At 60.8% G+C, this 21,922-nt stretch carries 18 protein-coding genes, 1 tRNA gene and 1 pseudogene; 14 read left to right on the plus strand and 6 right to left on the minus strand.

Going from position 1 to position 21,922, the window contains the following annotated elements; genetic code table 11:
• Positions 1-58: 58 nt before the first annotated feature.
• A complete protein-coding gene (locus ACFFNA_RS38150) occupies positions 59-286 on the minus strand; it encodes a hypothetical protein (protein ID WP_378925330.1) in 228 nt (75 codons plus the stop codon).
• 137 nt (positions 287-423) lie between these two features.
• On the opposite strand from ACFFNA_RS38150, the gene ACFFNA_RS38155 reads away from it, so the two are divergent.
• Both ACFFNA_RS38155 and ACFFNA_RS38160 read left to right on the plus strand, forming a co-directional pair.
• Complete coding sequence (locus tag ACFFNA_RS38155; RefSeq protein ID WP_378925332.1) at positions 424-1,110, plus strand: hypothetical protein; 687 nt, start codon at positions 424-426, stop codon at positions 1,108-1,110.
• Positions 1,046-1,225 (plus strand): annotated as a pseudogene (locus tag ACFFNA_RS38160) (HGGxSTG domain-containing protein); the annotation flags it as partial. The gene ACFFNA_RS38155 and the pseudogene ACFFNA_RS38160, both read left to right, overlap by 65 nt.
• A 22-nt stretch (positions 1,226-1,247) precedes the next feature.
• Here ACFFNA_RS38160 and ACFFNA_RS38165 read toward each other — a convergent pair.
• Entirely contained in the window at positions 1,248-1,961 is a 714-nt protein-coding gene (locus tag ACFFNA_RS38165) for a hypothetical protein (protein WP_378925333.1), read from the minus strand.
• 85 nt (positions 1,962-2,046) lie between these two features.
• On the opposite strand from ACFFNA_RS38165, the gene hsdR reads away from it, so the two are divergent.
• The 7 genes from hsdR to ACFFNA_RS38200 all read left to right on the plus strand — a co-directional run bounded on the left by hsdR (position 2,047) and on the right by ACFFNA_RS38200 (position 12,549).
• The gene (gene hsdR, locus ACFFNA_RS38170; protein ID WP_378925335.1) at positions 2,047-4,485 is read left to right on the plus strand and encodes an EcoAI/FtnUII family type I restriction enzme subunit R; all 2,439 of its coding nucleotides are present in this window, start codon (positions 2,047-2,049) and stop codon (positions 4,483-4,485) included.
• 1 nt (position 4,486) lies between these two features.
• Complete coding sequence (locus ACFFNA_RS38175) at positions 4,487-5,062, plus strand: hypothetical protein (protein WP_378925337.1); 576 nt, start codon at positions 4,487-4,489, stop codon at positions 5,060-5,062.
• The gene (locus ACFFNA_RS38180) at positions 5,059-6,516 is read left to right on the plus strand and encodes a type I restriction-modification system subunit M (protein ID WP_378925339.1); all 1,458 of its coding nucleotides are present in this window, start codon (positions 5,059-5,061) and stop codon (positions 6,514-6,516) included. Before ACFFNA_RS38175 ends, ACFFNA_RS38180 begins: the two co-directional genes overlap by 4 nt.
• The gene (locus tag ACFFNA_RS38185; RefSeq protein ID WP_378925340.1) at positions 6,513-8,036 is read left to right on the plus strand and encodes a restriction endonuclease subunit S; all 1,524 of its coding nucleotides are present in this window, start codon (positions 6,513-6,515) and stop codon (positions 8,034-8,036) included. Before ACFFNA_RS38180 ends, ACFFNA_RS38185 begins: the two co-directional genes overlap by 4 nt.
• Positions 8,033-9,253 carry a phospholipase D family protein gene (locus tag ACFFNA_RS38190; protein ID WP_378925342.1) on the plus strand — a complete coding sequence of 407 codons (1,221 nt, stop codon included), beginning with the start codon at positions 8,033-8,035 and terminating at the stop codon, positions 9,251-9,253. Before ACFFNA_RS38185 ends, ACFFNA_RS38190 begins: the two co-directional genes overlap by 4 nt.
• A gap of 183 nt (positions 9,254-9,436) precedes the next feature.
• Positions 9,437-10,915 carry a Fic family protein gene (locus ACFFNA_RS38195; RefSeq protein ID WP_378925344.1) on the plus strand — a complete coding sequence of 493 codons (1,479 nt, stop codon included), beginning with the start codon at positions 9,437-9,439 and terminating at the stop codon, positions 10,913-10,915.
• Positions 10,916-10,959: 44 nt separating this feature from the next.
• Positions 10,960-12,549 carry a recombinase family protein gene (locus ACFFNA_RS38200; protein ID WP_378925346.1) on the plus strand — a complete coding sequence of 530 codons (1,590 nt, stop codon included), beginning with the start codon at positions 10,960-10,962 and terminating at the stop codon, positions 12,547-12,549.
• On the opposite strand, the gene ACFFNA_RS38205 is transcribed toward ACFFNA_RS38200, so the two are convergent.
• Both ACFFNA_RS38205 and ACFFNA_RS38210 read right to left on the minus strand, forming a co-directional pair.
• Positions 12,517-12,590, minus strand: a tRNA-Gln gene (locus tag ACFFNA_RS38205). The two genes, ACFFNA_RS38200 and ACFFNA_RS38205, sit on opposite strands and share 33 nt — an antisense overlap.
• Before the next feature lie 178 nt (positions 12,591-12,768).
• The gene (locus ACFFNA_RS38210) at positions 12,769-13,701 is read right to left on the minus strand and encodes a lysylphosphatidylglycerol synthase domain-containing protein (protein WP_378925348.1); all 933 of its coding nucleotides are present in this window, start codon (positions 13,699-13,701) and stop codon (positions 12,769-12,771) included.
• Between the two features lie 378 nt (positions 13,702-14,079).
• On the opposite strand from ACFFNA_RS38210, the gene ACFFNA_RS38215 reads away from it, so the two are divergent.
• Positions 14,080-15,429: a Ppx/GppA phosphatase family protein gene (locus ACFFNA_RS38215; RefSeq protein ID WP_378925350.1), complete on the plus strand. Its 1,350-nt coding sequence runs from the start codon at positions 14,080-14,082 to the stop codon at positions 15,427-15,429.
• Positions 15,430-15,508: 79 nt separating this feature from the next.
• A complete protein-coding gene (locus tag ACFFNA_RS38220) occupies positions 15,509-16,282 on the plus strand; it encodes an RlmE family RNA methyltransferase (RefSeq protein WP_378925351.1) in 774 nt (257 codons plus the stop codon).
• Positions 16,283-16,288: 6 nt separating this feature from the next.
• Here the strand turns inward: ACFFNA_RS38220 and ACFFNA_RS38225 are convergent, their stop codons facing one another.
• Complete coding sequence (locus ACFFNA_RS38225) at positions 16,289-17,710, minus strand: MFS transporter (RefSeq protein ID WP_378925352.1); 1,422 nt, start codon at positions 17,708-17,710, stop codon at positions 16,289-16,291.
• Positions 17,711-18,013: 303 nt separating this feature from the next.
• On the opposite strand from ACFFNA_RS38225, the gene guaB reads away from it, so the two are divergent.
• From guaB to ACFFNA_RS38240, 3 genes are read left to right on the plus strand one after another with little or no spacing between them, the layout of a single operon-like run.
• Positions 18,014-19,516: an IMP dehydrogenase gene (guaB, locus tag ACFFNA_RS38230; RefSeq protein WP_111545785.1), complete on the plus strand. Its 1,503-nt coding sequence runs from the start codon at positions 18,014-18,016 to the stop codon at positions 19,514-19,516.
• On the plus strand, positions 19,467-20,090 hold the full coding sequence (locus ACFFNA_RS38235; RefSeq protein WP_378925353.1) for a hypothetical protein: 624 nt from the start codon (positions 19,467-19,469) through the stop codon (positions 20,088-20,090). The genes guaB and ACFFNA_RS38235 overlap by 50 nt, the downstream gene beginning before the upstream one ends.
• A 24-nt stretch (positions 20,091-20,114) precedes the next feature.
• Complete coding sequence (locus ACFFNA_RS38240) at positions 20,115-20,534, plus strand: MAPEG family protein (RefSeq protein ID WP_378925354.1); 420 nt, start codon at positions 20,115-20,117, stop codon at positions 20,532-20,534.
• Between the two features lie 221 nt (positions 20,535-20,755).
• Here ACFFNA_RS38240 and rnd read toward each other — a convergent pair whose 3' ends face one another.
• Positions 20,756-21,907, minus strand: a complete 1,152-nt coding sequence (gene rnd / locus ACFFNA_RS38245) for a ribonuclease D (protein WP_378925355.1) — start codon at positions 21,905-21,907, stop codon at positions 20,756-20,758.
• Positions 21,908-21,922 lie beyond the last annotated feature (15 nt).

Consider the following 21,922-nt stretch of genomic DNA (forward strand, 5'->3'; position numbering starts at 1 on the left):
CCCTCATGCTCGACTCCGACGCCGAGCCACCTGCGGCCGTGCTGGACCGGCTTTCGCGTCACAAGGCCGGCGTGGTCGCATTGCTGCGCACCGGCAGCGACGGCTGGTCGGGCGAAGACTGGTTGGCGTTCTTTGATGAGCGCGCCGGCATCGCCGAGTTCGATGGAGGGCTCCCGCGCGCGTCCGCCGAGGCCCGCGCGTTGGCCTGCTGCATCGCCGAATGGCTGAACCGCAATCCGGTGCGCTCGCCGCCCGGCCGCTGCCTAAGCGAACATGCCCACGACAAGCTGCTTCCCTTCGGCACCGAACCGGCCGGCCATGTTTGGCTGCATTCGCGCTGCTGGTCGGCTGGCACACTAGCCGGAAGGCCGAAGGTATGGCCGCGCTCGCGGCGTTCGGAATTGCCCCAACGAGGACAGAGCCATGACCACCAAGAAAACTGCGCCCGCCGCCAAGGCGACAACCATCGTCGCCGACGATCCGGAGGATCAAAAGGGAAGACTCAAAGACCTCGGTGGATCGCAATCGGATCGCTGGAACAACGTTCTCGCCAATCAAGCCATGCAGGCGCTTTGGATGAAGAACTCAAGCCCGGAAGAGCGCGACAAGCAATTAAACGCCACCATCGCGGCGCTGACGGGAATCGGCCCGAAAGACGAACTCGAAGGCATGATGGCTGCGCAGTTGATCGCCGCCCACAGCTCCGCGATGGAGTGTTACCGGCGCGCCATGATTGGCGAACAGACCTTCGAGGGCCGACGTGAAAACCTCGCCCAAGCGAACAAGCTCTCCCGCACATTTACTACGCTGCTCGAAGCGCTCAACCGCCATCGCGGCAAGGGTCAACAGAAGGTCACGGTCGAGCACGTCCACGTCCATGCGGGCGGGCAAGCGGTGGTCGGCATGGTCACCAAGCCACCCGGTCAACCGGGGGGTGGGGTTCGCAACAATCTTGAGGAACAACCCCATGCAAAGCAGATTACCCATGCACCAGAGCCCGCGGTGCCTTGCCCGGACGCGAGCCGGGACGCCGTGCCAGTCACCCGCGATGGCGAACGGCCGCTGCCGGATGCACGGCGGCAACGCGCCGGGCGCGCCCAGGAGCAATAGAAACGCGGTGAGGCATGGCCGCTATGCCGCCGAGGCCATCGCCGAACGGCGGGAGTTGATGGCGCTGTTGCGAGACATGAAGGGTCTGGTCGACGAGGTGGACGATAATGATTAGTCGCCTGGCATTCACAGGAACCCTAGTGCAAATCCTTGCCACGCGCCTTTGGCATGTCTGCCGGAACGTGTATTGCATTAAGTTGCTCTACGACAATACTTAGGTCTCGACGTAACGCATTGTTCGACACCGGCAGATGCAATCCTAAGTGGTGGAGAAAGGAATGAAGAAACATTTCGATGGAGCGCAGTGCTAGGACATACGACGACAATACGAAATTGCCGTCTATTTGTACTGTAAGGTGGTCGCCTAACGATGACTTGGAACCTAGGTTCGGTGTTTGCAATAAATTTGTGTGGCCGTGAACACCGAAACGGCTCGACAGCTTATAAAGCTCGTAGAATTTATCGGCAAAAACGCCCTCAATACGGTCAAACCGAAATTCCTGCCTGTACCTCTTGCTGTCCGCTTCTCTATTGTGCCAAAGCGCATCCATATCCTTATCTAATATAAGCAAAATCAGGTCGCGGGATAATTCACAAGCCATCCTTGTCATGGCGAGGCCGACATTCGGGCTTTTTCGCATTGCCAGCAGGCAGGCTTCTCTGTGGTAGGAATGTAACTCCTGAAGGGCTAGACGGGCGGTTGGAGCGAATACGTCGCCAGCCAGTAGAACGATCGAGATCAGTTGCCATTCAAGCCAAAGAAGGTCCTCGCCGGCAGAAATGAGGGTTTTATTCTGCTTCCGAAACTCAGAGATAGGTTCGGTACTCAATACTAGGAAAGTTGGGCGCATTGCCTGCCTACGTTATCTGTGTGAAACACGTAGCTGGGAATCGGTCGCAACAAAATGATCCAGCCGAGAAAAGTTTGGTCAGCAGATGAATAAGCGGGACCTGACCGAACGCGATATCTGCACGAAGTTCATCCTACCCGCCGTCAAGCGCGCAGGCTGGGACGAGATGGTGCAGGTTCGCGAGGAGGTTTATTTCACCAAAGGCCGGATCATTGTGCGTGGCAAGCTGGTGACACGCGGCAAAGCCAAGAAGGCTGACCTCGTTCTCTACTACAAGCCCAACATTCCGATCGCGCTGATCGAGGCCAAGGACAACAATCACAGCGTCGGCGACGGCATGCAGCAAGGCCTCGACTACGCGGCAGCGCTCAATATCCCCTTCGTGTTCTCCTCGAACGGCGACGGCTTCGTGTTCCACGACCGCACCGGCCAGAGCGTTCCTATCGAGGCGAATCTCGGCCTCGACGCTTTCCCGTCTCCTGCCAATCTGTGGACGCGCTTTCGCGCCTGGAAGGGCTTTGACGCGGAAGCCGAGCAGATCGTGCTTCAGAACTATTTCGACGACGGCAGCGGCAAGGCCCCGCGATATTATCAGGTAAACGCCGTCAACGCCGCGATCGAGGCCATCGCCAAGGGTCGCGACCGGGTGCTGCTGGTCATGGCGACCGGCACGGGCAAGACTTACACGGCATTCCAGATCATCTGGCGCCTATGGAAGGCGGGCCGCAAGAAGCGCATCCTGTTCCTCGCCGACCGCAATGTGCTGATCGACCAGACGATGGTGAACGATTTTCGCCCGTTCGGCGCGGCGATGGCGAAGCTTTCGACCAACGCCAAGGTCATCGAACGGCAGGATGGCACAAAGATCGATCTCACGCTGGCGCTCGACAACAAGCGCCGCATCGACACCGCCTTCGAGATCTATCTCGGGCTCTATCAGGCGATCACCGGGCCAGAGGATCGGCAGAAGCTCTATCGCGAGTTCTCGCCGGGCTTCTTCGACCTGATCGTGATTGACGAATGCCATCGCGGCAGCGCAGCCGAGGATTCGGCCTGGCGCGAAATCCTCGATCATTTCTCGGGTGCGACGCAGATCGGCCTCACCGCCACGCCGAAGGAAACCGAATACGTCTCCAACAGCGATTATTTCGGCGAGCCGGTCTTCACCTATTCGCTGAAGCAGGGCATCAGCGACGGGTTCTTGGCGCCCTACAAGGTCATCAAGGTCCACATCGACCGCGACGTGGAAGGCTATCGCCCGGAACTCGGCCAACTCGACCGCGACGGCAACGAGGTCGAGGACCGCATCTATAACGCCAAGGATTTCGACCGCCACATCGTGCTCGACGACCGCACGGTGCTGACCGCGAAAAAGATCACCGAGTTCCTGAAGGAGAGCGGCGACCGCTTCCAGAAGACCATCGTGTTCTGCGTCGATCAGGAGCACGCGGCGCGGATGCGGCAGGCGCTCGTCAACGAGAACGCCGATCTGGTCGCCGTAAACCAGCGCTATGTCATGCGCATCACCGGCAGCGACAAGGAAGGTCAGGACCAGCTCGGCAACTTCATCGACCCGGAATCGAAATATCCCGTGCTGGTGACAACCTCGCGGCTTCTCTCGACCGGCGTCGATGCGCAGACCTGCCGGCTGATCGTGCTTGATCGCGCGGTCGGCTCGATGACCGAGTTCAAGCAGATTGTCGGGCGCGGAACCCGCGTGCACGAGGACACCAAGAAGTTCTTTTTCACGCTGATTGATTTTCGTGGCGCGACGAGCCATTTCGCCGACCCGGATTTCGACGGCGATCCGGTGCAGATTTACACGCCCGGCGACGGCGATCCGATCACACCGCCCGATGACGCGCCGCCCACCGGCGACGACGTGGTCTCGCCCACACCCGGCGCGGATGAAACCGTGGTCGATCAGCCGGGCTTGCCGTTCCTGCCCGGCGATCCGATCCGCAAGACTTATGTCGATGGCGTCGGCGCCCGTATCATCGCCGAGCGTGTCGAATATCTCGACGAGAACGGCAAGCTCGTCACCGAATCCCTGCGCGACTTCACCAAGACGGCACTGAAGAAGCGCTTCGCCAGCCTCGACGATTTCCTCAAGCGCTGGAAATCGGCGGAGCGCAAGCAGGCGATCATCGAGGAACTGGAAGCCGAGGGCTTGCCGCTCGACGCCATCGCCGATGAACTGGGAAAGGGTCTCGACCCTTTCGATCTGATCTGCCATGTCGCCTTCGACAGGAAGCCGCTGACCCGCCGCGAGCGGGCCGAAAACGTGAAGAAGCGCGATGTGTTCACGAAATACGGGCCGCAGGCCCGTGCTGTGCTCGATGCGCTTCTGGAAAAGTATCGCGATGAGGGAATGCTCAATCTCGGCGACGCTAACGTGCTGAAAGTGATGCCCTTCACCGCGATGGGCAGCGTCGTGCAACTTATCAAGGCGTTCGGTGGCAAGCAGGGTTTTGAGAAGGCCGTCCACGAGATGCAGGACGCGCTTTATCAGGAGAAGGGGTGAGATGGCCCATCTCGGAACATACGAGCTTGCGGACCAGCTCTTTCCGGATCGTATCCGGCGGCATCGACTTGAATATCCCGACACTGAAGTGCTGGAGCACGTCGCGGCGCGGCTTGCGCAAGCCGAGTTTCCACAAGCCGCTTTGCTGAGATTTCTTCGCCAGGTCTGCCGATGGGGCGGATACTACGGCATTGCCGCTAGAGTGCGGAACAGCAACGAGCCCGAGGCAATTCGCCAGGCATTTGTCGGTGCTCGGGATCAGCTTGGAGAAGGAAACGTCGTGGAGGCACTCGGACAGGTCAATGCACTAAATGGCCTCGGCCGTCCGGCCTTCGCATCGAAGTTCTTGAGATTCATGGCACCACAATCCGCCGCCATTCTGGATCGGATCATCAGCCAACACACTGGTTTTCCGTTAAGCGCAGTCGGCTATGGGCAACTCAATACGGCTTGCCACAATGCAGCCGCGCAACTTGCGAATGCCGGCGTGCATAATCCCTTTCGCCAGGACGGCGTTTGGTTCATCGCGGATATCGAAGCGGCGTTCTACGCCGACATGGAGAACCTGGAAACATGATCGTCCGCACCACCGTCAAATCCATTCAAGACATCATGCGCCAGGACGTGGGCGTCGATGGCGATGCGCAGCGCATTAGCCAGCTCACATGGCTGTTCTTCCTCAAGATTATCGACGATCAGGATCAGGAACTCGAACTGACCAAGGACGGCTACCGCTCGCCGATCCCAGAGCGCTTCCAGTGGCGCAACTGGGCGGCGGACCCGGAAGGCATCACCGGGCAGGCGCTGCTCGATTTCGTCAACGACGAGCTGTTTCCGGAGCTGAAGGGCATGGCTGTATCCGCCACGCCCGGCGACCGCCGCCGCGTGGTGCGCGACGTGTTCGAGGACGCCTACAACTATATGAAATCCGGCCAGTTGCTGCGGCAGGTAGTCAACAAGATCAATCAGGTCGATTTCAACAATCTCGACGAGCGCCGGCATTTCGGCGAGTTCTACGAGCAGTTGCTCAACGACCTGCAATCGGCCGGCAACGCTGGCGAATATTATACGCCCCGCGCCGTGACCGCATTCATGGTTGATCGCATTGACCCGCATCCAGGCGAAATCCTGTTCGATCCGGCCTGCGGCACGGGCGGGTTTCTGACCTGCGCCATCCGCCACATGGAAGCCAAGGGCTATGTCCGCACGCCCAAGCAGCGCGAGACGATGCAGGGTGCCTTGCGCGCGGTGGAGAAGAAGCAGCTTCCGCACATGCTCTGCGTCACCAACATGCTGCTGCACGGCATCGAGGACCCGAGCTTCGTGCGCCACGACAACACGCTGGCCCGGCCGCTGATTTCGTGGAGCAAGGACGAGCGCGTCGATATCGTCGTCACCAATCCGCCCTTCGGCGGGCGCGAGGAAGACGGCATCGAGAACAATTTCCCGGCCTTCCGCACCAAGGAAACCGCCGACCTGTTCCTGGCGCTGATCGTTCGGCTCCTGAAGCAGGATGGCCGCGCCGCCGTCGTGCTGCCCGATGGCACTTTATTCGGCGAGGGCATCAAGACGCGGCTTAAGGAACATCTGATGGAGGAGTGCAACCTCCACACCATCGTCCGCCTGCCCAATTCGGTGTTCAAACCGTATGCCTCGATCGGCACCAATCTGCTGTTTTTCGAGAAGGGCGCACCGACGAAAGACATTTGGTTCTATGAGCATCGCGTGCCGGAAGGCCAGAAAGCCTATTCGATGACCAAGCCGATCCGGCTGGAGCATTTTCAGTCCTGTATCGACTGGTGGGGCGGCAAGGAGCGGAAAGGCCGCCAGGAGACGCCGCAGGCATGGCGCGTCACCGCAGATGAGGTGAAGGCGCGCGGCTACAATCTCGACATCAAAAACCCGCATGCGGTGGCTGACGATCATGGCGACCCGGAAACGCTGCTCGCGGACTTGGCCCGCGCCGAGGCCGAGACGGCGGGCTTGCGGGATCAATTGAAGGCGATCCTCACCGAGGCGCTGGCCCGATGAACGCGGATCGCCTGCTGGCGCACTACGAACGGATTGCCGACGCGCCTGACGCGATTGCACGGCTGCGGCGCTTCATTCTCGATCTGGCGGTGCGTGGCAAGCTGGTGCCGCAAGACTCCAGCGAAGAAGCTGCGAAGGGTTTCAGAAAGCCAACCGATCCGGCTGCACCGTTTGAATTGCCGGGCAATTGGAAGTGGATCGAGATCGGCGACCAGTTTGATCTTCTTAACGGCATGGCCTTCAAACCGACCGATTGGTCAAAACAGGGATTGCGAATTGTCCGAATCCAAAACCTGAACAATCCAGACGCGCCGTTCAACTTCTGCAATCCCGAGATGGCCCGCGACCGGTCACTCATCGACAACGGATCATTCCTGATAAGCTGGTCGGGAACGCCCGGAACATCATTCGGTGCCTTCGTCTGGAATCGCGGGCCAGCCGTTCTGAACCAGCACATCTTTCGCTGCGACTTCAAGACGAAGGCATTTATCGCGGCGTTCCTTCGCCTCGCGATCAACGGCCGGCTAGACGAGATGATTGCTAAGGCGCACGGTGGCGTCGGCCTTCAGCACATTACGAAAGGAAGGCTGGAAGCGCTTCTCATTCCGCTCCCACCTCTCGCTGAGCAGCACCGTATCATCTCCAAAGTCGTTGAGTTGACGGGCCTGTGCGACCGCTTGGAGGTGGCGCGGGCGGGCCGCGAAGCGGCGCGCGACCGGCTGGCGGCGGCGAGCCTCGCCCGCCTCAACGCGCCCGATCCCGAGACTTTCCAACCCGACGCCCGCTTCGCCCTCGATGCGCTGCCGACGCTGACCACGCGCCCCGACCAGATTAAGGCCCTGCGCCAGACCATCCTCAACCTCGCCGTACGCGGCAAGCTGTTCGAGGGCACTACGGCCAAGGCCGCTTCCGTTGGCGATTATCGAACGCTTCAAAATGGCTACGCCTTCAAGAGCAGTTGGTTCTCGAAAGAAGGCGTTCGCCTGCTCCGCAATGCGAACATTGGACACGGCGAAATCCGCTGGAGCGACGTTGTCCATCTGCCAGCAGATCGCCTTGGCGAGTTCGAGCGCTTTCAGCTTAGCGAAGGCGATATAGTGCTAACGCTTGACCGTCCGTTCATCGTGACGGGCACGAAGGTGGCTCATGTAAGTGCTGACGATCTTCCGTCTCTCCTGCTTCAACGCGTGGGTAGGTTCGTAGAAACCTCGCCGGGCCTCGATGACGAATACCTATTTCTCTGGATCAATTCACCGCACTTCAACAACCAAATAGACCCCGGCCGCAGCAATGGTGTTCCCCATATTTCGTCGAAGCAGGTCGAGACTGCCGAAATTTTTGTCCCACCCCTCGCGGAACAACATCGCATCGTCGCCAAGGTCAATGCGCTGATGGCGCTCTGCGACCGGCTAGAGGCGGGCCTCACCGCCATTGCGGCCACCCGACGCCAACTGCTCAACGCGCTGCTCGCCGACGCGCTGGCGCCGGCCGAGGATCGCGAGATGGAGGCGGCGGAATGAGTGTCTCCGCAACATTCCTACACACCCAACCGCAAAGGGAGATCGCATCGCTAGTTCGTGCCCGCCTAGCCGGATGCGAGACTGCGCGGATCGTCTCAGGATTCGCGACGCCAGACGGTGTGGACGCTCTACGCGCAACCGCTGTGTCGAGCAAAATCAATCGCCTTGTTCTCGGCGCCGGCACGTTCAAGGCATTCGAAGCGCTTGATGGCCTGATCGCTTCCGGGCTTCCACCCAGCGCAGCGAGAATTCACCTCGGACACACTCGGGCAACCGGAGGCAAGAAGCATCCCTTTGCACGCTATCGCCCGATGCTTCACAGCAAGATTTACCTTTTCGAGATGCCCGACGGAACTGCGACAGCTTTGGTCGGCTCGCACAACCTGACCGGTTTCGCCCTGCGCGGCCTTAATGGCGAGGCCGGGGTTCTACTCGAAGGGGCGCTATCGGACCCGATCTTCGCTGACATCCGGTCGCATATCGAGGAGGGTTACCAACAAGCAGTGCCATATGACACGTCGCTCAAGGAGGCATATGCGCAATGGTTTCGCGACTACCTTGAACAGCTGCGCAACGACGTTACCGATATGCCTCGCGATGACGAGAGTCGGCGCACGGTGATCCTTTTCGCGGAGGCGCCCGCAGGACGGATGCCGAAACCAGGAGATCGGATCTATTTCGAACTTGATCTGCGTATCACGGAAGTGAATTCCATCGACACAGAAGTGCATTTGCATCTTTTCTCTGTACTGCCGACTACGCCCATGGAAGCGCTGTCCCGTGCAGGGAGTTCTAACGCCGCGTTGCTCGGTAAAGTGGAAGCCATTGATTCAGCTGCCGGTTCAGCCGAAGTGAAAGCTGATTGGTTCATAGACGATCCTTCTAAGCCCGAATTGAAACCTACAATGCCGCCATTTCGGCCCGCGCTTGCGCAGGGCAAACAGCAGGTTCGTGCGCAGGTATTGCGAGGACTCGACACACGCTTTGACTATCTCTTCGACGGAGGACGCGGTAATTGGTTTCCTGAACTCGGTGAAGAAAATCTCCGAGATGAGGAAACGAATACTTTGTGGTCTTCCGTTCGTGGCCTGCGTGAGTCATTCCCAATGGATTCAGGGGAGCTTTCGATGATTGCCGATCTTCGAGAAATATCGCCAGAATCCGGCTCGTTCGTCCTCTTCTCACGCAGGCGTCGCAAACTAGGTGCACGTGAATGAGCATGAGCAGATTGGAGTCTGTGGTTGGGCAACACTAGGAGTGTTCGGTAAGGCCGAGGCTGGTGCTGCGAACGTCGAAGAGCTCTAATACAAAAGCTCCGTAGGTCGGTAAGCCCGTGCCGGAGCTATGCAATAGTCGATCTTCAATAATGATAAGACTTAGTTCAAGCGGGTTTTACGCATATGACCGATGGCAACGTTCAACCGATTTGGAATCCCAAAACCGGCATTACCGATGTCGAAAGTGATCCGCATCTCCTAAGCGCCTCGGAGATTCCTGGTATCAAAGCCGTTTGGACAGACCAACGGACTCGGTTAAAGGGCTCGAGCCAGCTTTCAGATTTCACAGAGCGCCTAAGTCGCGAATGGGCGATCGAAACCGGCGTGATCGAAAACCTGTACGAGATCGAGCGCGGCGTTACCCAAACTCTCATAGAGCGCGGTTTCCAAGCAGAGCTGTTGAGCCACGGATCGACAAACAGGCCGCGCGAATACGTGCTCCAATTACTTCGAGATCAGAAGGATGCGCTGGACGGCGTCTTCGATTTCGTCAGCAGCAAGCGAGCACTTTCCGTTTCATACATCAAAGAGCTTCATGCTGCTCTGCTTCGGAGCCAGGACTTCACCGAAGGCGTCGACGCGCAAGGGCATCTAGTGGAACTGCCGCTCATCAAGGGCGACTGGAAAGAACAGGCGAACTATCCGGTTCGAGATGGGGTAACGTTTGCATATTGCGCGCCTGAACATGTGGCATCCGAGATGGATCGGCTTGTGGCAATCCATGCCCAACAGATCAAAGATAAGGTGCCGAGCGAAGTTCAAGCTGCTTGGTTGCACCACCGTTTTACCCAAATCCATCCTTTCCAAGATGGTAACGGCCGGGTCGCCCGCGCCATCGCGTCACTTGTTCTGGTCAAGGATGGACTGTTCCCGCTCGTTGTGACGCGGGACGATAAACCGATTTATCTTGACGCGCTGGAGGCGGCCGACAATGGAGAACTGAAGCCGTTGATCGACCTGATCGCCAAGTTGCAAATCACACAGTTTCGCAAGGCGACTGCGGTTTCCGAAGCGATCCTCGCACAGGACGATGTGGCGGCGATCCTTGGCGGTTTGATGAAAGCGGCCGACAAAATCGCTGCTGACAAGCTTAAATCCTTGCGGAGCGTGTTCATTCTCGCGGAAGCGCTTGAGGACGATCTTGATGCTAGGCTACGGGCCATTTCCCCCAGTGTGACAACTGCCTTGCAGAAAGTACTTCAATCAGGGACCGCTTTCGTCACGCGTTCATCGGGCGGGACGGATCACTATTTCCGCGCCCAAATTATCGAGAATGCCAAGTTCCATCTGCACTATTACGCCGACACCGCCGAATACAGATCATGGATTGCATTGAATATGAACTGGTCGCGTCGCGCCCGGCTGATATTCTCCTTTCACGGCATTGGTAAGCCGTTCAACGGTAGTTTGATCTGCGCGCCGTTCCTTGAGTTTCGCGATACCGACGAGGAGTCGCAGGTTCGTTCAGCCTTGGTGCCTGTTACCGAAGCAGGCTTCGTGTTCTTTTACAACGAAGCAAAGGATCGCTTGCTGGCGAGGTTTGCACCCTGGCGCGAAGGCGTGCTGAAGGTGGCACTGAAGGAACTCATCCAGAACCTCTGATGAAGACCTTGTGACCAATAAATGTTTAGGTTACACTAAACGACATGAAAAGAGCTTCGAAGCCCGCACCCGCCGATACCGCCCGCAAGCAGGCGGTTATCTATGCCCGCGTCTCGTCAAAAGAGCAGGAGAAGGAAGGCTTCTCGATCCCTGCTCAGTTGAAGCTGCTCAAGGAATACGCGGCGGCGAACGGCCTCGCGTTGGCGCAGGAGTACATCGACGTTGAAACCGCGAAGCAGACCGGCCGCGCCGCCTTCGGTGAGATGATTGCTTATCTCAGGGCGCATCAGTCCGTCCGCGTGATGCTGGTCGAGAAGACCGACCGGCTCTATCGCAACCTCAAGGATTGGGTGACGGTCGATGAACTCGACGTGGAAATGCACTTCCCGAAGGAAGGCGTAGTGCTGTCGCGTGAGTCGCGTTCCTCGGAAAAGTTCATGCACGGCATCAAGGTGCTGATGGCGAAGAACTATATTGACAACCTGTCCGAGGAAGCCCGCAAGGGTATGCAGGAAAAGGCCGAGCAGGGGATCTGGCCGACCAAGACGCCGCTCGGCTATCGCAACATCACTGGCCCGGACGGCAAGAAGGTCATCGCCGTCGAACCGATGCTAGCGCCGATAGTGACGCGGCTGTTCGAATGGTACGCGCGCGGCGATATCTCGCTTAAGGAAGCGGCGCGCAAGGCGCACGCGGCTGGCCTTACCTATCCCAAGAGCGGCGCCAAGGTGCCGGTGAGCACTGTCCACACCATCCTGCGCAACCGGCTTTATACGGGCTGGTTCGAATGGAACGGAAAGCTCATTCAGGGCAAGCATGAAGCGCTGGTGCCGTTCGAGCTTTGGGAGCGAGTGCAGGGCGTGCTCGACGGCCGGTTCGCCAGCAAGGCCAAGCGCGGCAAGCACGACTTCGCCTTCTCCGGACTGATCGGCTGCCACGCCTGCGGCTGCGCCGTCGTCGGCGAGATCAAAAAAGAGCGCTACGTCTATTATCATTGCACCGGCTACGCCGATAAATGCCAGGGCAATCCGGCCTTCTGCCGCCGCAAATACGTTCGTGAGGAAGTGCTCGAAACGCAGTTCACCGAATTGCTCGGCAGGTTGAAGTTTGACGACGAGGTTCTGGAATGGGTGCGCGATGCGCTCCACGCCAGCCACGCCGACGAGCGCCACGAGCACGAGGAAGCGATCAAGCGCCATGAGGCCGAATACAAGCGGCTTCAGGATCGCATCAACGCCATGTATGTCGACAAGCTCGACGGGCTGGTGGACACCGGCTTCTACGATCGAATGTCGAACCAGTGGCGCGAGGAGCAGAACCGCTGCCAGCGCGAGATCGAGAGGCACCAGAACGCCGACAAATCCTACAAGGATGAAGGCGTTGCGCTTCTCGACCTCGCCCGGAACGCCCAAAGGCTGTTCTCGACGCAGGAACCTCGCGAAAAACGCCGCTTGCTCAACTTCGTGCTATCGAACTGCACTTGGGAGGATGGCGAAGTGGTAGCAACCTTTCGCCAACCCTTTGATATGCTTGCCGAAACCACAATTTCCGCTGCCCGGATCGAGGCGATCGAGAGCGCCAAATCGGCTAAAAGTGAGATTTGGCTGGGGAACCTGGATTCGAACCAGGACTAACGGAGTCAGAGTCCGTGGGTCTACCGTTAACCTATTCCCCAGCAGGCGTGGTCATGAACCGCGCGGGCCGAGCGGCCAAGCCGCTTGAGCGCTGCCTTGTAGCCGCCAGCGGAAAATAGTCAAGCCTGCTCGGCAGTTCAATCGCAACGTTTTGTCAGTCCGCTTTACAAGCCGGGTTCCACGCGTTGCGTGGCCCGGGCGTTGAGTCCACCCCGCGCCTCAGCTCTCGCTGCGGCTGAACTGCGAGCGTTCGAAGAACAGCACGATACCCAGACCGAGGAACAGCGGGATGATCAGGTAGAACAGCCGGAACACCAGCAGGGCCGCCAGCACGCCGACCGGATCCATGTCGGACAGCCCCGCCAGGAACACGACTTCGAACACGCCAAGCCCGCCCGGCGCATGCGAGATCTGCGCGATCGAGAACGAGACCAGGAAGACGCCCAGCACGACGAAATAACCGGGATTGTGGGCCACGGGCAGGGCGAAGAAGATGATCGCGGTTGCCGCCAGCAGCTCGATCGGGCCAATCAGCAATTGTCGCGCGACGATCGGCAGCGCCGGATAGTGCACCTGGAAGCTGGCGATCTTCAGCGGGCGCAGATGCAGCCAGCTACCGAAGATGTAGGCGGCGACGAGCAGCAGCATCACAATCCCCGCTGCTTCCGACAGGCCGTGATGGGCAATGCCGGAAAATCGGTCGAGGATCTCAGGCTCGAAGACCAATACGAGGCCGGAGGCGAGAATCGTCGACAGCACGAAGGTGATCCAGCAGATCGCCACCAGCACGCCGACATCCTGACCGGTCAGGCCCCTGGTGCCATAGGCGCGGTAGCGGATGACGGCGCCGGAGAACACCGAGCCGCCGATGTTGTGCGACAGCGCATAGGTGGTGAAAGAGCAGAGCGTGACGAACAGCCACGACACTTTTTTGCCGATATGCAAGAGCGCGATGTGGTCGTAGCCGGCGAGCGAGGCATAGGCGACGACCGAACACAGCGCGGCAAGGATCCAGTCGCGAGCCGGAATCGCTGCAATGCCGTCCCAGACGTCGTCGAGCGAGATGCCGCGCAGTTCGTGCCAGAGCAGCAGCAATGAGAAAATCACAGCCGCAATGCCGATGACCGGCCAGAAATAGCGTCTCCAGTTCATTGCCTGACTGCCATGCGTTGCGGATCCGCTTCCTTTTCTGTCGAGAGGCCGGTCGCGCCGGATTCTTCCGCTCATTTCAGAAATGCCTCATTGAAGCCGGCTATTCAACCGCGAACGCTTTGCGTAGCGGCAACCGGCAGATTTGTCTGCGTCGAGGGCGGCCAAACGGGACGCCAGCCGGTGTTGCGCCTACCAATCCAGGCTTACGGGTACATTACGCAGCGCGGCCGGAAAGGCGGTTGGCGCGCCCAGCCGGCAAAATTCAGCATGCGGCTCTTGGTGATCGGGCGCGGCACTGTTAGTCTGGCGGCAACTTAAAACACGTCAAAGCGCCTGCTGCGTCCGTCATCGGTTCGCGCGGCGCTGGAAGGAACGACAGTGGAAGACCGCGACACCGGCGCCGGCGCGCCGGAGGTGGGCGCGTCCAGCGCTTCCCCAGGGCCCGCTGGCTCGTGGCGGCAACGCCGCCCGACGGAGTCCCGCTCCGCCAATGGGCAGGCGGGCGATGCATCCCATAACCAGAAGGGCAAGCCCAAGAAGCGGCGCAAGCGAAGGCGCGGGCGCAAGGTTTTTGCGCGCGACGAGGCGCATCCCTCAGAGAATCGATTGCCTGTGCCCGGCAACGCCACTTCGGCGCCAGAAGCGACCAGGCTGCCCGATTCCGTGGTCCTGCCCGCCGTTGCGCCGGCACGGCACGAACAGGGCGCCCGTCGGCCGCCGCTGCAGGAGCTTCCGGTGTTTGCGGCACTCGACCTCGGCACCAACAATTGCCGGCTGCTGGTTGCCGTGCCGACGCGGCATGGCCAGTTCCGCGTCATCGATGCCTTTTCGCGCATCGTCAGGCTGGGCGAGGGGCTCACCGCCAATGGCCGGCTCAGCCAGCCGGCGATGGACCGCGCCGTCGAGGCGCTGAAGATCTGCGGCGACAAATTGCGCAACCGCAAGATCAGAAAAGCCCGGCTTATCGCCACCGAAGCCTGCCGCTCGGCTGAAAACGGTGTCGAATTCCTCGATCGCGTCGAGCGCGAGGCGGGCCTGAAGCTCGAGATCATCGATCGCCAGACAGAAGCACGGCTGGCGGTTTCCGGCTGCGGTTCGCTGGTCGAGCGCGACACGCAAGGCGTCGTCCTGTTCGACATAGGCGGTGGTTCGTCCGAAATCGCGCTGATCGACCTCGCCGGCCGCCGTTCGCCGCGGCTCGCCCACCATATCGTATCGTGGACGTCGCTGCCGGTCGGCGTTGTCTCGCTGGCCGAGCGTTTCGGCGGCCGCACCGTGACACGCGAGATCTTTGCCGCCATGGTCGACGACGTCGCCGGCCGGTTGGCCAGCTTCGACGGCCGTGATCGGTTGAGCCACCTCAAGGCCAGCCCGAATTTCCATCTGCTCGGCACGTCGGGCACGGTGACGACGCTGGCCGGCGTCCACCTTGACCTCGAACGCTATGATCGCCGGCGCGTCGACGGGCTGTGGATGGACCGCGACAGCGTCGACCGCATGGTCGAAAAGCTGGTCGGCTGGGATTTCCAGCAGCGCTGCGCAAACCCTTGCATCGGTGCCGATCGCGCCGATCTGGTGCTGGCCGGCTGCGCTATCCTCGAAGCCATCCGCGCTGTATGGCCGTCGGAACGGCTGCGCGTCGCCGACCGTGGCCTGCGCGAGGGCATATTGAGCGAGCTGATGGCCGATGACGGCGCCTGGCGCAACGATGGGCGTGGCAGATCATGATCCCGAACCGAAGGACCGCGTCAGCGAAAAGTAGCGTCCGGTTTTCGGAGATGATCATGCTCCAACAAGAAATTAAACAATGACCAAGAAACCGGAAAAACCAGGGTCTGCCAGCATTCGCGTGCTGAAGACGAGGATCAAGAAGAAGAGCGGCCTGAAGGAATCGTCGCGCCGCTGGCTGCAGCGTCACATCAACGATCCTTATGTCCAGCGCTCCAAGGCTGACGGCTATCGTTCGCGCGCGGCCTACAAGCTGATCGAGATCGACGACAAGCACCATCTCCTGAAACCCGGCATGAAGGTGATCGACCTGGGTGCCGCCCCCGGCGGCTGGTGCCAGGTTGCTGCGGCGCGCACGAAATCGACGGCCGACAAGCCGCATGTCGTCGGCATCGACTATCTGGAAATGGATGCCGTGCCCGGTGCGCCGGTGCTGTTGATGGATTTTCTCGATCCGCTGGCGCCGCAGAAGCTGGCCGAGGCGCTGGGCGGGGACCCGGATGTCGTGTTGTCCGACATGGCGGCACCCACCACCGGCCACAAGAGAACCGACCATATCCGCACCATGCATCTGTGCGAGGTGGCGGCCGATTTCGCGCTGTCGGTCCTGAAGCCGGGCGGGCATTTCCTCGCCAAGACCTTCCAGGGCGGCGCCGAAAACGAACTGCTTTCCATGCTCAAGCGCAACTTCCGCTCGGTCCATCACGTCAAGCCGCCGGCGTCGCGCGACGAATCGGTCGAGCTTTATCTGTTGGCCAAGGACTTCAAAGGGCGAGAGCCGCTGTCAGGCGAGTCGGAGGAGGCTTCGAGCGCCCGCAGCGATAGCGAAGGGCAGGGCGAGCCCGAAGCCTAGGCCGCATCAATTGCCCGGCGGGCTTACGGGTTCCAGCGTCTTGGGCGTGCTCAGCCGGCCATGGCCGGAGACGGCGTTGCCGGCATCGGGCGCCAGTCGCATGAACGACAGCGACGCGGCGGCGGAAATCGCGGCGACGACGAAAAACGCGGTGTGGAAATCCGCCAGCGTCAGCGACCTGTCATTGAGGCTCGTGGACACTTCCAGGATGCCGCCGGCCACCGCCACGCCAAGCGCGATCGAAAGCTGCTGGAAGACAGCGGCAATCGGCGTCGCCTTGCTGGTGTCCTCAGCCGAAACCTCGGCATAGGCAAGTGCATTGACGCCGGTAAAGAACATCGAGCGGATGAAGCCGCCGACGAGAAGCATGGCCAGCATCAGCAGATAAGGCGTGTCGGGTGTGAACAGCCCGTAGATGGCAATCGACGCTGCAGCGACCAGCGCGCCAATGACCAGCACGCGTCGAAACCCGGCGGCGCGGAAGATCAGCGCGGTGACGAATTTCATGCCGATGGCGCCGATCGCCGAGACGAAGGTGATCATGCCTGACTGAAAGGGCGTCAGTCCGAAGCCGATCTGGAACATCAGCGGCAGCAGGAACGGCACGGCGCCGATGCCGATGCGGAACAGTGAGCCACCGAGCACTGAAGAGCGGAACACCTGGTTGCGGAACAATTCGAGCGCCAGCAGCGGATTCTTGGCGTGGCGCGCGTGCAGCTGATAGAGCGCTCCCGACAACAGGCCGACCGCCACGGTGATGATGCCGACGATCGGCGGCAGATACGGCAGGCTGACCACCGACAGGCCGAACACCACGCCGGACGCCGCCAGCCCGCTCAGCACGAAGCCAATGAAATCAAGTGGCGGGTTCTGCGTTGGTTCGGTCTCCGGCAGGAAACGCGTCGCCAGCCAGATGCCGATCAGGCCAATCGGCACATTGATCAGGAATATCCAGTGCCAGGTGAAGTAGGTGGTGATGAAGCCACCGATCGGCGGTCCGACCAGCGGCCCGACCAGCGCCGGAACGGTGAGCCAGGACATCGCCGCGACCAGTTCGCTTTTTGGTGTCGCGCGCACCAGCACCAGTCGCCCGACCGGCGTCATCATGGCGCCGCCAATGCCTTGCAGGAAACGCGAAACCACGAAAGCCGGCAGCGAACCCGAAAGTGCGCAGGCGATAGAGCCGACGATGAAGACCGCGATCGCGGCACGAAACACATTCTTGGCGCCGAAGCGGTCGGCCATCCAGCCACTGATCGGGATGAAGATCGCCAGCGACACCAGATAGGCCGTCAGCGCCAGCTTGAGTGCGATCGGGCTGGTATGGATGTCGATGGCGATCGCCGGCAGCGATGTCGCGATGACGGTCGAATCCATGTTTTCCATGAAAAGAGCGACCGCCAGGATAAGCGGAATGGTGCGGTTCAAGGAACGCGTCCGAACTGATTGTTTCGTCGTCAATTGCTTGCCGACCTTGGGGGCAAGCCGACACGAAGGGCGGTTATCACGGCTTGGCCCTGATGTCGCATTAATTTGCTGTCACTTTTGTGCGACCGGCAACCACGGGTGGCGTCCTCTCGGCGAAAAGTCACCTTTGCGGGAGCGTGAAATCATCGGCTTTTCATCGGCGGCGGGACGTGTTACGAGCCAGCGCCAATCCTGAAAGGGAAGAAGACGAGTCGGCGCTGTCCATTCTGGTCAAGCGCTTTTTCTGTATTCCGAGGACTGGCCATGGCAAAAATCATCGAAACGTCCACCGGCGCACTGGCGCTCACCTTTGACGACGTGCTGCTGCAGCCCGGTCATTCCGAGGTCATGCCTGGCGAGACCGATGTCCGCACGCGCATTGCCGGCGACATCGACCTCAATGTGCCGATCCTGTCGGCGGCGATGGACACCGTCACCGAAGCGCGGCTTGCAATCGCTATGGCCCAGGCCGGCGGCATTGGCGTCATCCACCGCAATTTCTCCCCGGCCGAGCAGGCCGAGCAGGTGCGGCAGGTCAAGAAGTTCGAATCCGGCATGGTGATCAATCCCGTCACCATTGGCCCCGATGCCACCCTTGCCGACGCGCTTTCGCTGATGCGCACCTATTCGATTTCGGGCATTCCGGTGGTCGAGAATGGCGGCACCGGCGGCCAGAAGGTCGGTCGGCTGGTCGGCATCCTGACCAACCGCGACGTGCGCTTTGCGTCCGATCCGGCGCAGAAAGTCTACGAATTGATGACCCGTGAGAACCTGATCACGGTCAAGGAGAATGTCGACCAGGACGAGGCCAAGCGCCTCTTGCACCAGCACCGCATCGAAAAACTGGTCGTCGTCGACAAGCAGGGCAATTGCGTCGGGCTGATCACCGTCAAGGACATCGAGAAGTCGCAGCTCAACCCGCACGCCACCAAGGACGCGCAGGGCCGCTTGCGCGCCGCCGCCGCCACCAGCGTCGGCGATGACGGTTTCGAGCGCGCCGAACGCCTCATCGATGCCGGCGTCGACCTTCTGGTCATCGACACCGCGCATGGTCACTCGCAGCGGGTGCTGGACGCAGTGACGCGCGCCAAGAAGCTCTCCAACTCGGTTCGCATCCTGGCCGGCAACGTCGCCACCGCCGAAGGCACGCAGGCGCTGATCGACGCCGGCGCGGACGCCGTCAAGGTCGGCATCGGCCCGGGCTCCATCTGCACCACCCGCATCGTTGCCGGCGTCGGTGTGCCGCAGCTTTCGGCCATCATGTCGGCGGTCGAGATGGCGAACAAATCAGGCGTCTCGGTGATCGCCGATGGCGGCATCAAATATTCCGGCGATCTCGCCAAGGCGCTCGCCGCCGGCGCCAGTGCAGCCATGATCGGCTCGCTGCTGGCCGGTACCGATGAAAGCCCGGGCGAGGTCTATCTGCACCAGGGCCGCTCCTTCAAGGCCTATCGCGGCATGGGCTCGGTCGGCGCCATGGCGCGCGGCTCCGCCGATCGCTACTTCCAGGCCGAGGTGCGCGACACGCTGAAGCTGGTCCCGGAAGGCATCGAGGGGCAGGTTCCCTACAAAGGACCTGTGTCCGGCGTGCTACACCAGCTTGCAGGCGGGCTAAAAGCCGCTATGGGTTATGTGGGCGGTCGCGACCTTGCCGATTTCCGCGAACGCGCCACCTTTGTACGCATATCCAACGCCGGACTTCGTGAAAGCCACGCCCATGACGTCACGATTACCCGCGAAAGCCCGAACTATCCCGGCGGAGCCTGATCCGTACGGGCTCTGGCGGAGCCTGACCGCAACGATCCTGCGGCTGTCGCGCCACGCGGCCGCGCTCTGTTTCCTGTCGGCGGCGGTCTTTATCGCCATGACGGTGCTGGAATTCTTCTATTTTCGCCAGTTGAGCGGCGGCCTTGCGTCACTCGACATGCGCTTTCTCGGTTTCACGCCGGACGAAGGCATGGCCTGGCTGACGGCACTCGGCCGGCGCGGTGGCGAGATCATTCTCGTCTGGCACTATCTGACCTTCGATCTGCTGTTCCCGGCGCTGTTGTCGCTGACGCTGGTCAGCCTGATCCTGGCCACCGGCCGGCGATTGAAGAATTTCCGCGTGCTGCCGGGGCAGATGCAGTCGATCTTCGCGCTGATTCTGGTGCTGCCCTACACGCTGGCCGATTATGCCCAGAACATCGCGGTGGCGAGCCTGCTGTCCGATTTCCTGTCGGCCAATCCGGATTCGCTGTCTCTCGCCTCGGCGCTGATCGTCACCAAATTCGCGCTTCTCGCCATCCCGCTGATCGTCATCGCCGCTTTCTGGCTGGCGGGCCAGAAACACCAGGCTTGACGCCAGACGGGGCAGGGGCACTTCATGAACCAGACCACGATCTTCTGGCCTGTTCTGGCGCATGTGCTGCTGATCTATATCGTCTACGTCGTCCTGGGTCGCCGCAGATACGGCGCGATCAGGTCAGGTGAAGCCAAGGCCGGTCAGTACAAGGTGCGCTCGGCCGAGCCGGCCTCCAGCATCACCGTTGCCAGCAATCTCACCAACCAGTTCGAATTGCCGGTGCTGTTCTACGTGCTGTGCCTGACGCTGCACGTGACCAACGGCGTCAACTACCTGACCCTGGCGCTGATGTGGATTTTTGTCGCGTCGCGCTATTTCCACGCCTGGGTTCACCTGACCAGCAACAATCTGCGGCTGCGCAGCCGCTCTTTCTTCCTTGGGGCGATTGTGCTGGCGCTGGCCTGGATCTGGTTCGCGCTGCATCTGCTCGGATTGGTTTGAAGCTGCGCCGCCGTTGGCTACCCTTCTCCCCTTATGGGAGAAGGTGGATCGGCGCGTAGCGCCGAGACGGAGGCTGGAAGACACGCTGCGTTAAAATACTGAATGATTTTAAGCGCTTATGCCTTCAGCATTGCGATCCGTTCAACACCCCTCATCCGACCGAGCTTCGCTCGGCCACCTTCTCCCACAGGGGGAGAAGGGAAGTCCGCGCTGACAGGCGCCTAGAGGTCGAACACCGCAATCTTGCGCTTGTCGAACTTGAAGCCGATCTCGCCGCGCACCAGCTTCAGCGCTGTCTCGCCGAACACCGCGCGCCGCCAGCCTTGCAGGGCGGGCACGTCGGCTTCCTCGCCCTCGGCCGCAATGCGGTCGATGTCGTCGCTGGAGGCCAGCACTTTCGAGGCGACGCCTTCCTTTTCGGCGACGATCCTGAGCAGTACTTTCAACAGTTCCGCCGCCGCGCTCGAGCCCTCGGGCGGCTGGAAATTCTTCGGCAGCTTCGGCATCTGCTCCTTGGGCAAGGCAAGTGCTGCGTTGACCGCGCCAAGCAGGGCCGTCGCCGTCGAGGAGCGCTCCCAGCCTTTCGGCGTCGTGCGCAGCTTGCCAAGGCCTGCCGCGTCGCGCGGCGCCTGCTGTGCGACCTCGTAGATCGCGTCGTCCTTGAGCACGCGGCCGCGCGGCACGTCGCGTTCGCGCGCCTCGCGTTCGCGCCATGCCGCCACGGCCTGCACGATCGCCAGTTCCTGCGGTTTGCGCAGCCGCATCTTCAGCCGCTTCCAGGCGTCCTCGGGATGCGGATCATAGGTCTCGCGCGAGGTCAGGACCTCCATTTCCTCGTTCAGCCAGTGAGCGCGGTTTTCCCGCACCAGCTCGGCGCTGAGGTGCTGATAGACCTCGATCAGATGGGTGACATCGGCCAGCGCATAGTCGAGCTGCTTGTCGGAGAGCGGCCGGTGGCGCCAGTCGGTGAAGCGCGATGACTTGTCGAGCCGCGCGCCGGTGATCCGCTGCACGAGCTGATCGTAGGAAACACTGTCGCCGAAGCCGCAGACCATCGCCGCCACTTGCGTGTCGAACACCGGATGCGGAACGAGATCGCCGAGATGGACGATGATTTCGATGTCCTGCCGCGCGGCGTGGAAGACTTTGACCACCGCCTCGTTGGCCATCAGCTTGAAGAACGGCTTCAGGTCGATGTCGGGCGACAGCGGGTCGATCAGCGCCGTCACGCCGGGTGCGGCCATCTGGATCAGGCACAGGATCGGCCAAAAGGTCGTTTCTCGAATGAATTCGGTGTCGACGGTGACGAAATCCGACTTTTCGAAAGCGGCGAGAACGGTCTCGAGTTCTTTCTGGGTGGTGATGACGTGCATCAAATCGCTTTTGGC

The organism is Mesorhizobium kowhaii (assembly GCF_042431665.1).
GTDB lineage: Bacteria > Pseudomonadota > Alphaproteobacteria > Rhizobiales > Rhizobiaceae > Mesorhizobium > Mesorhizobium kowhaii.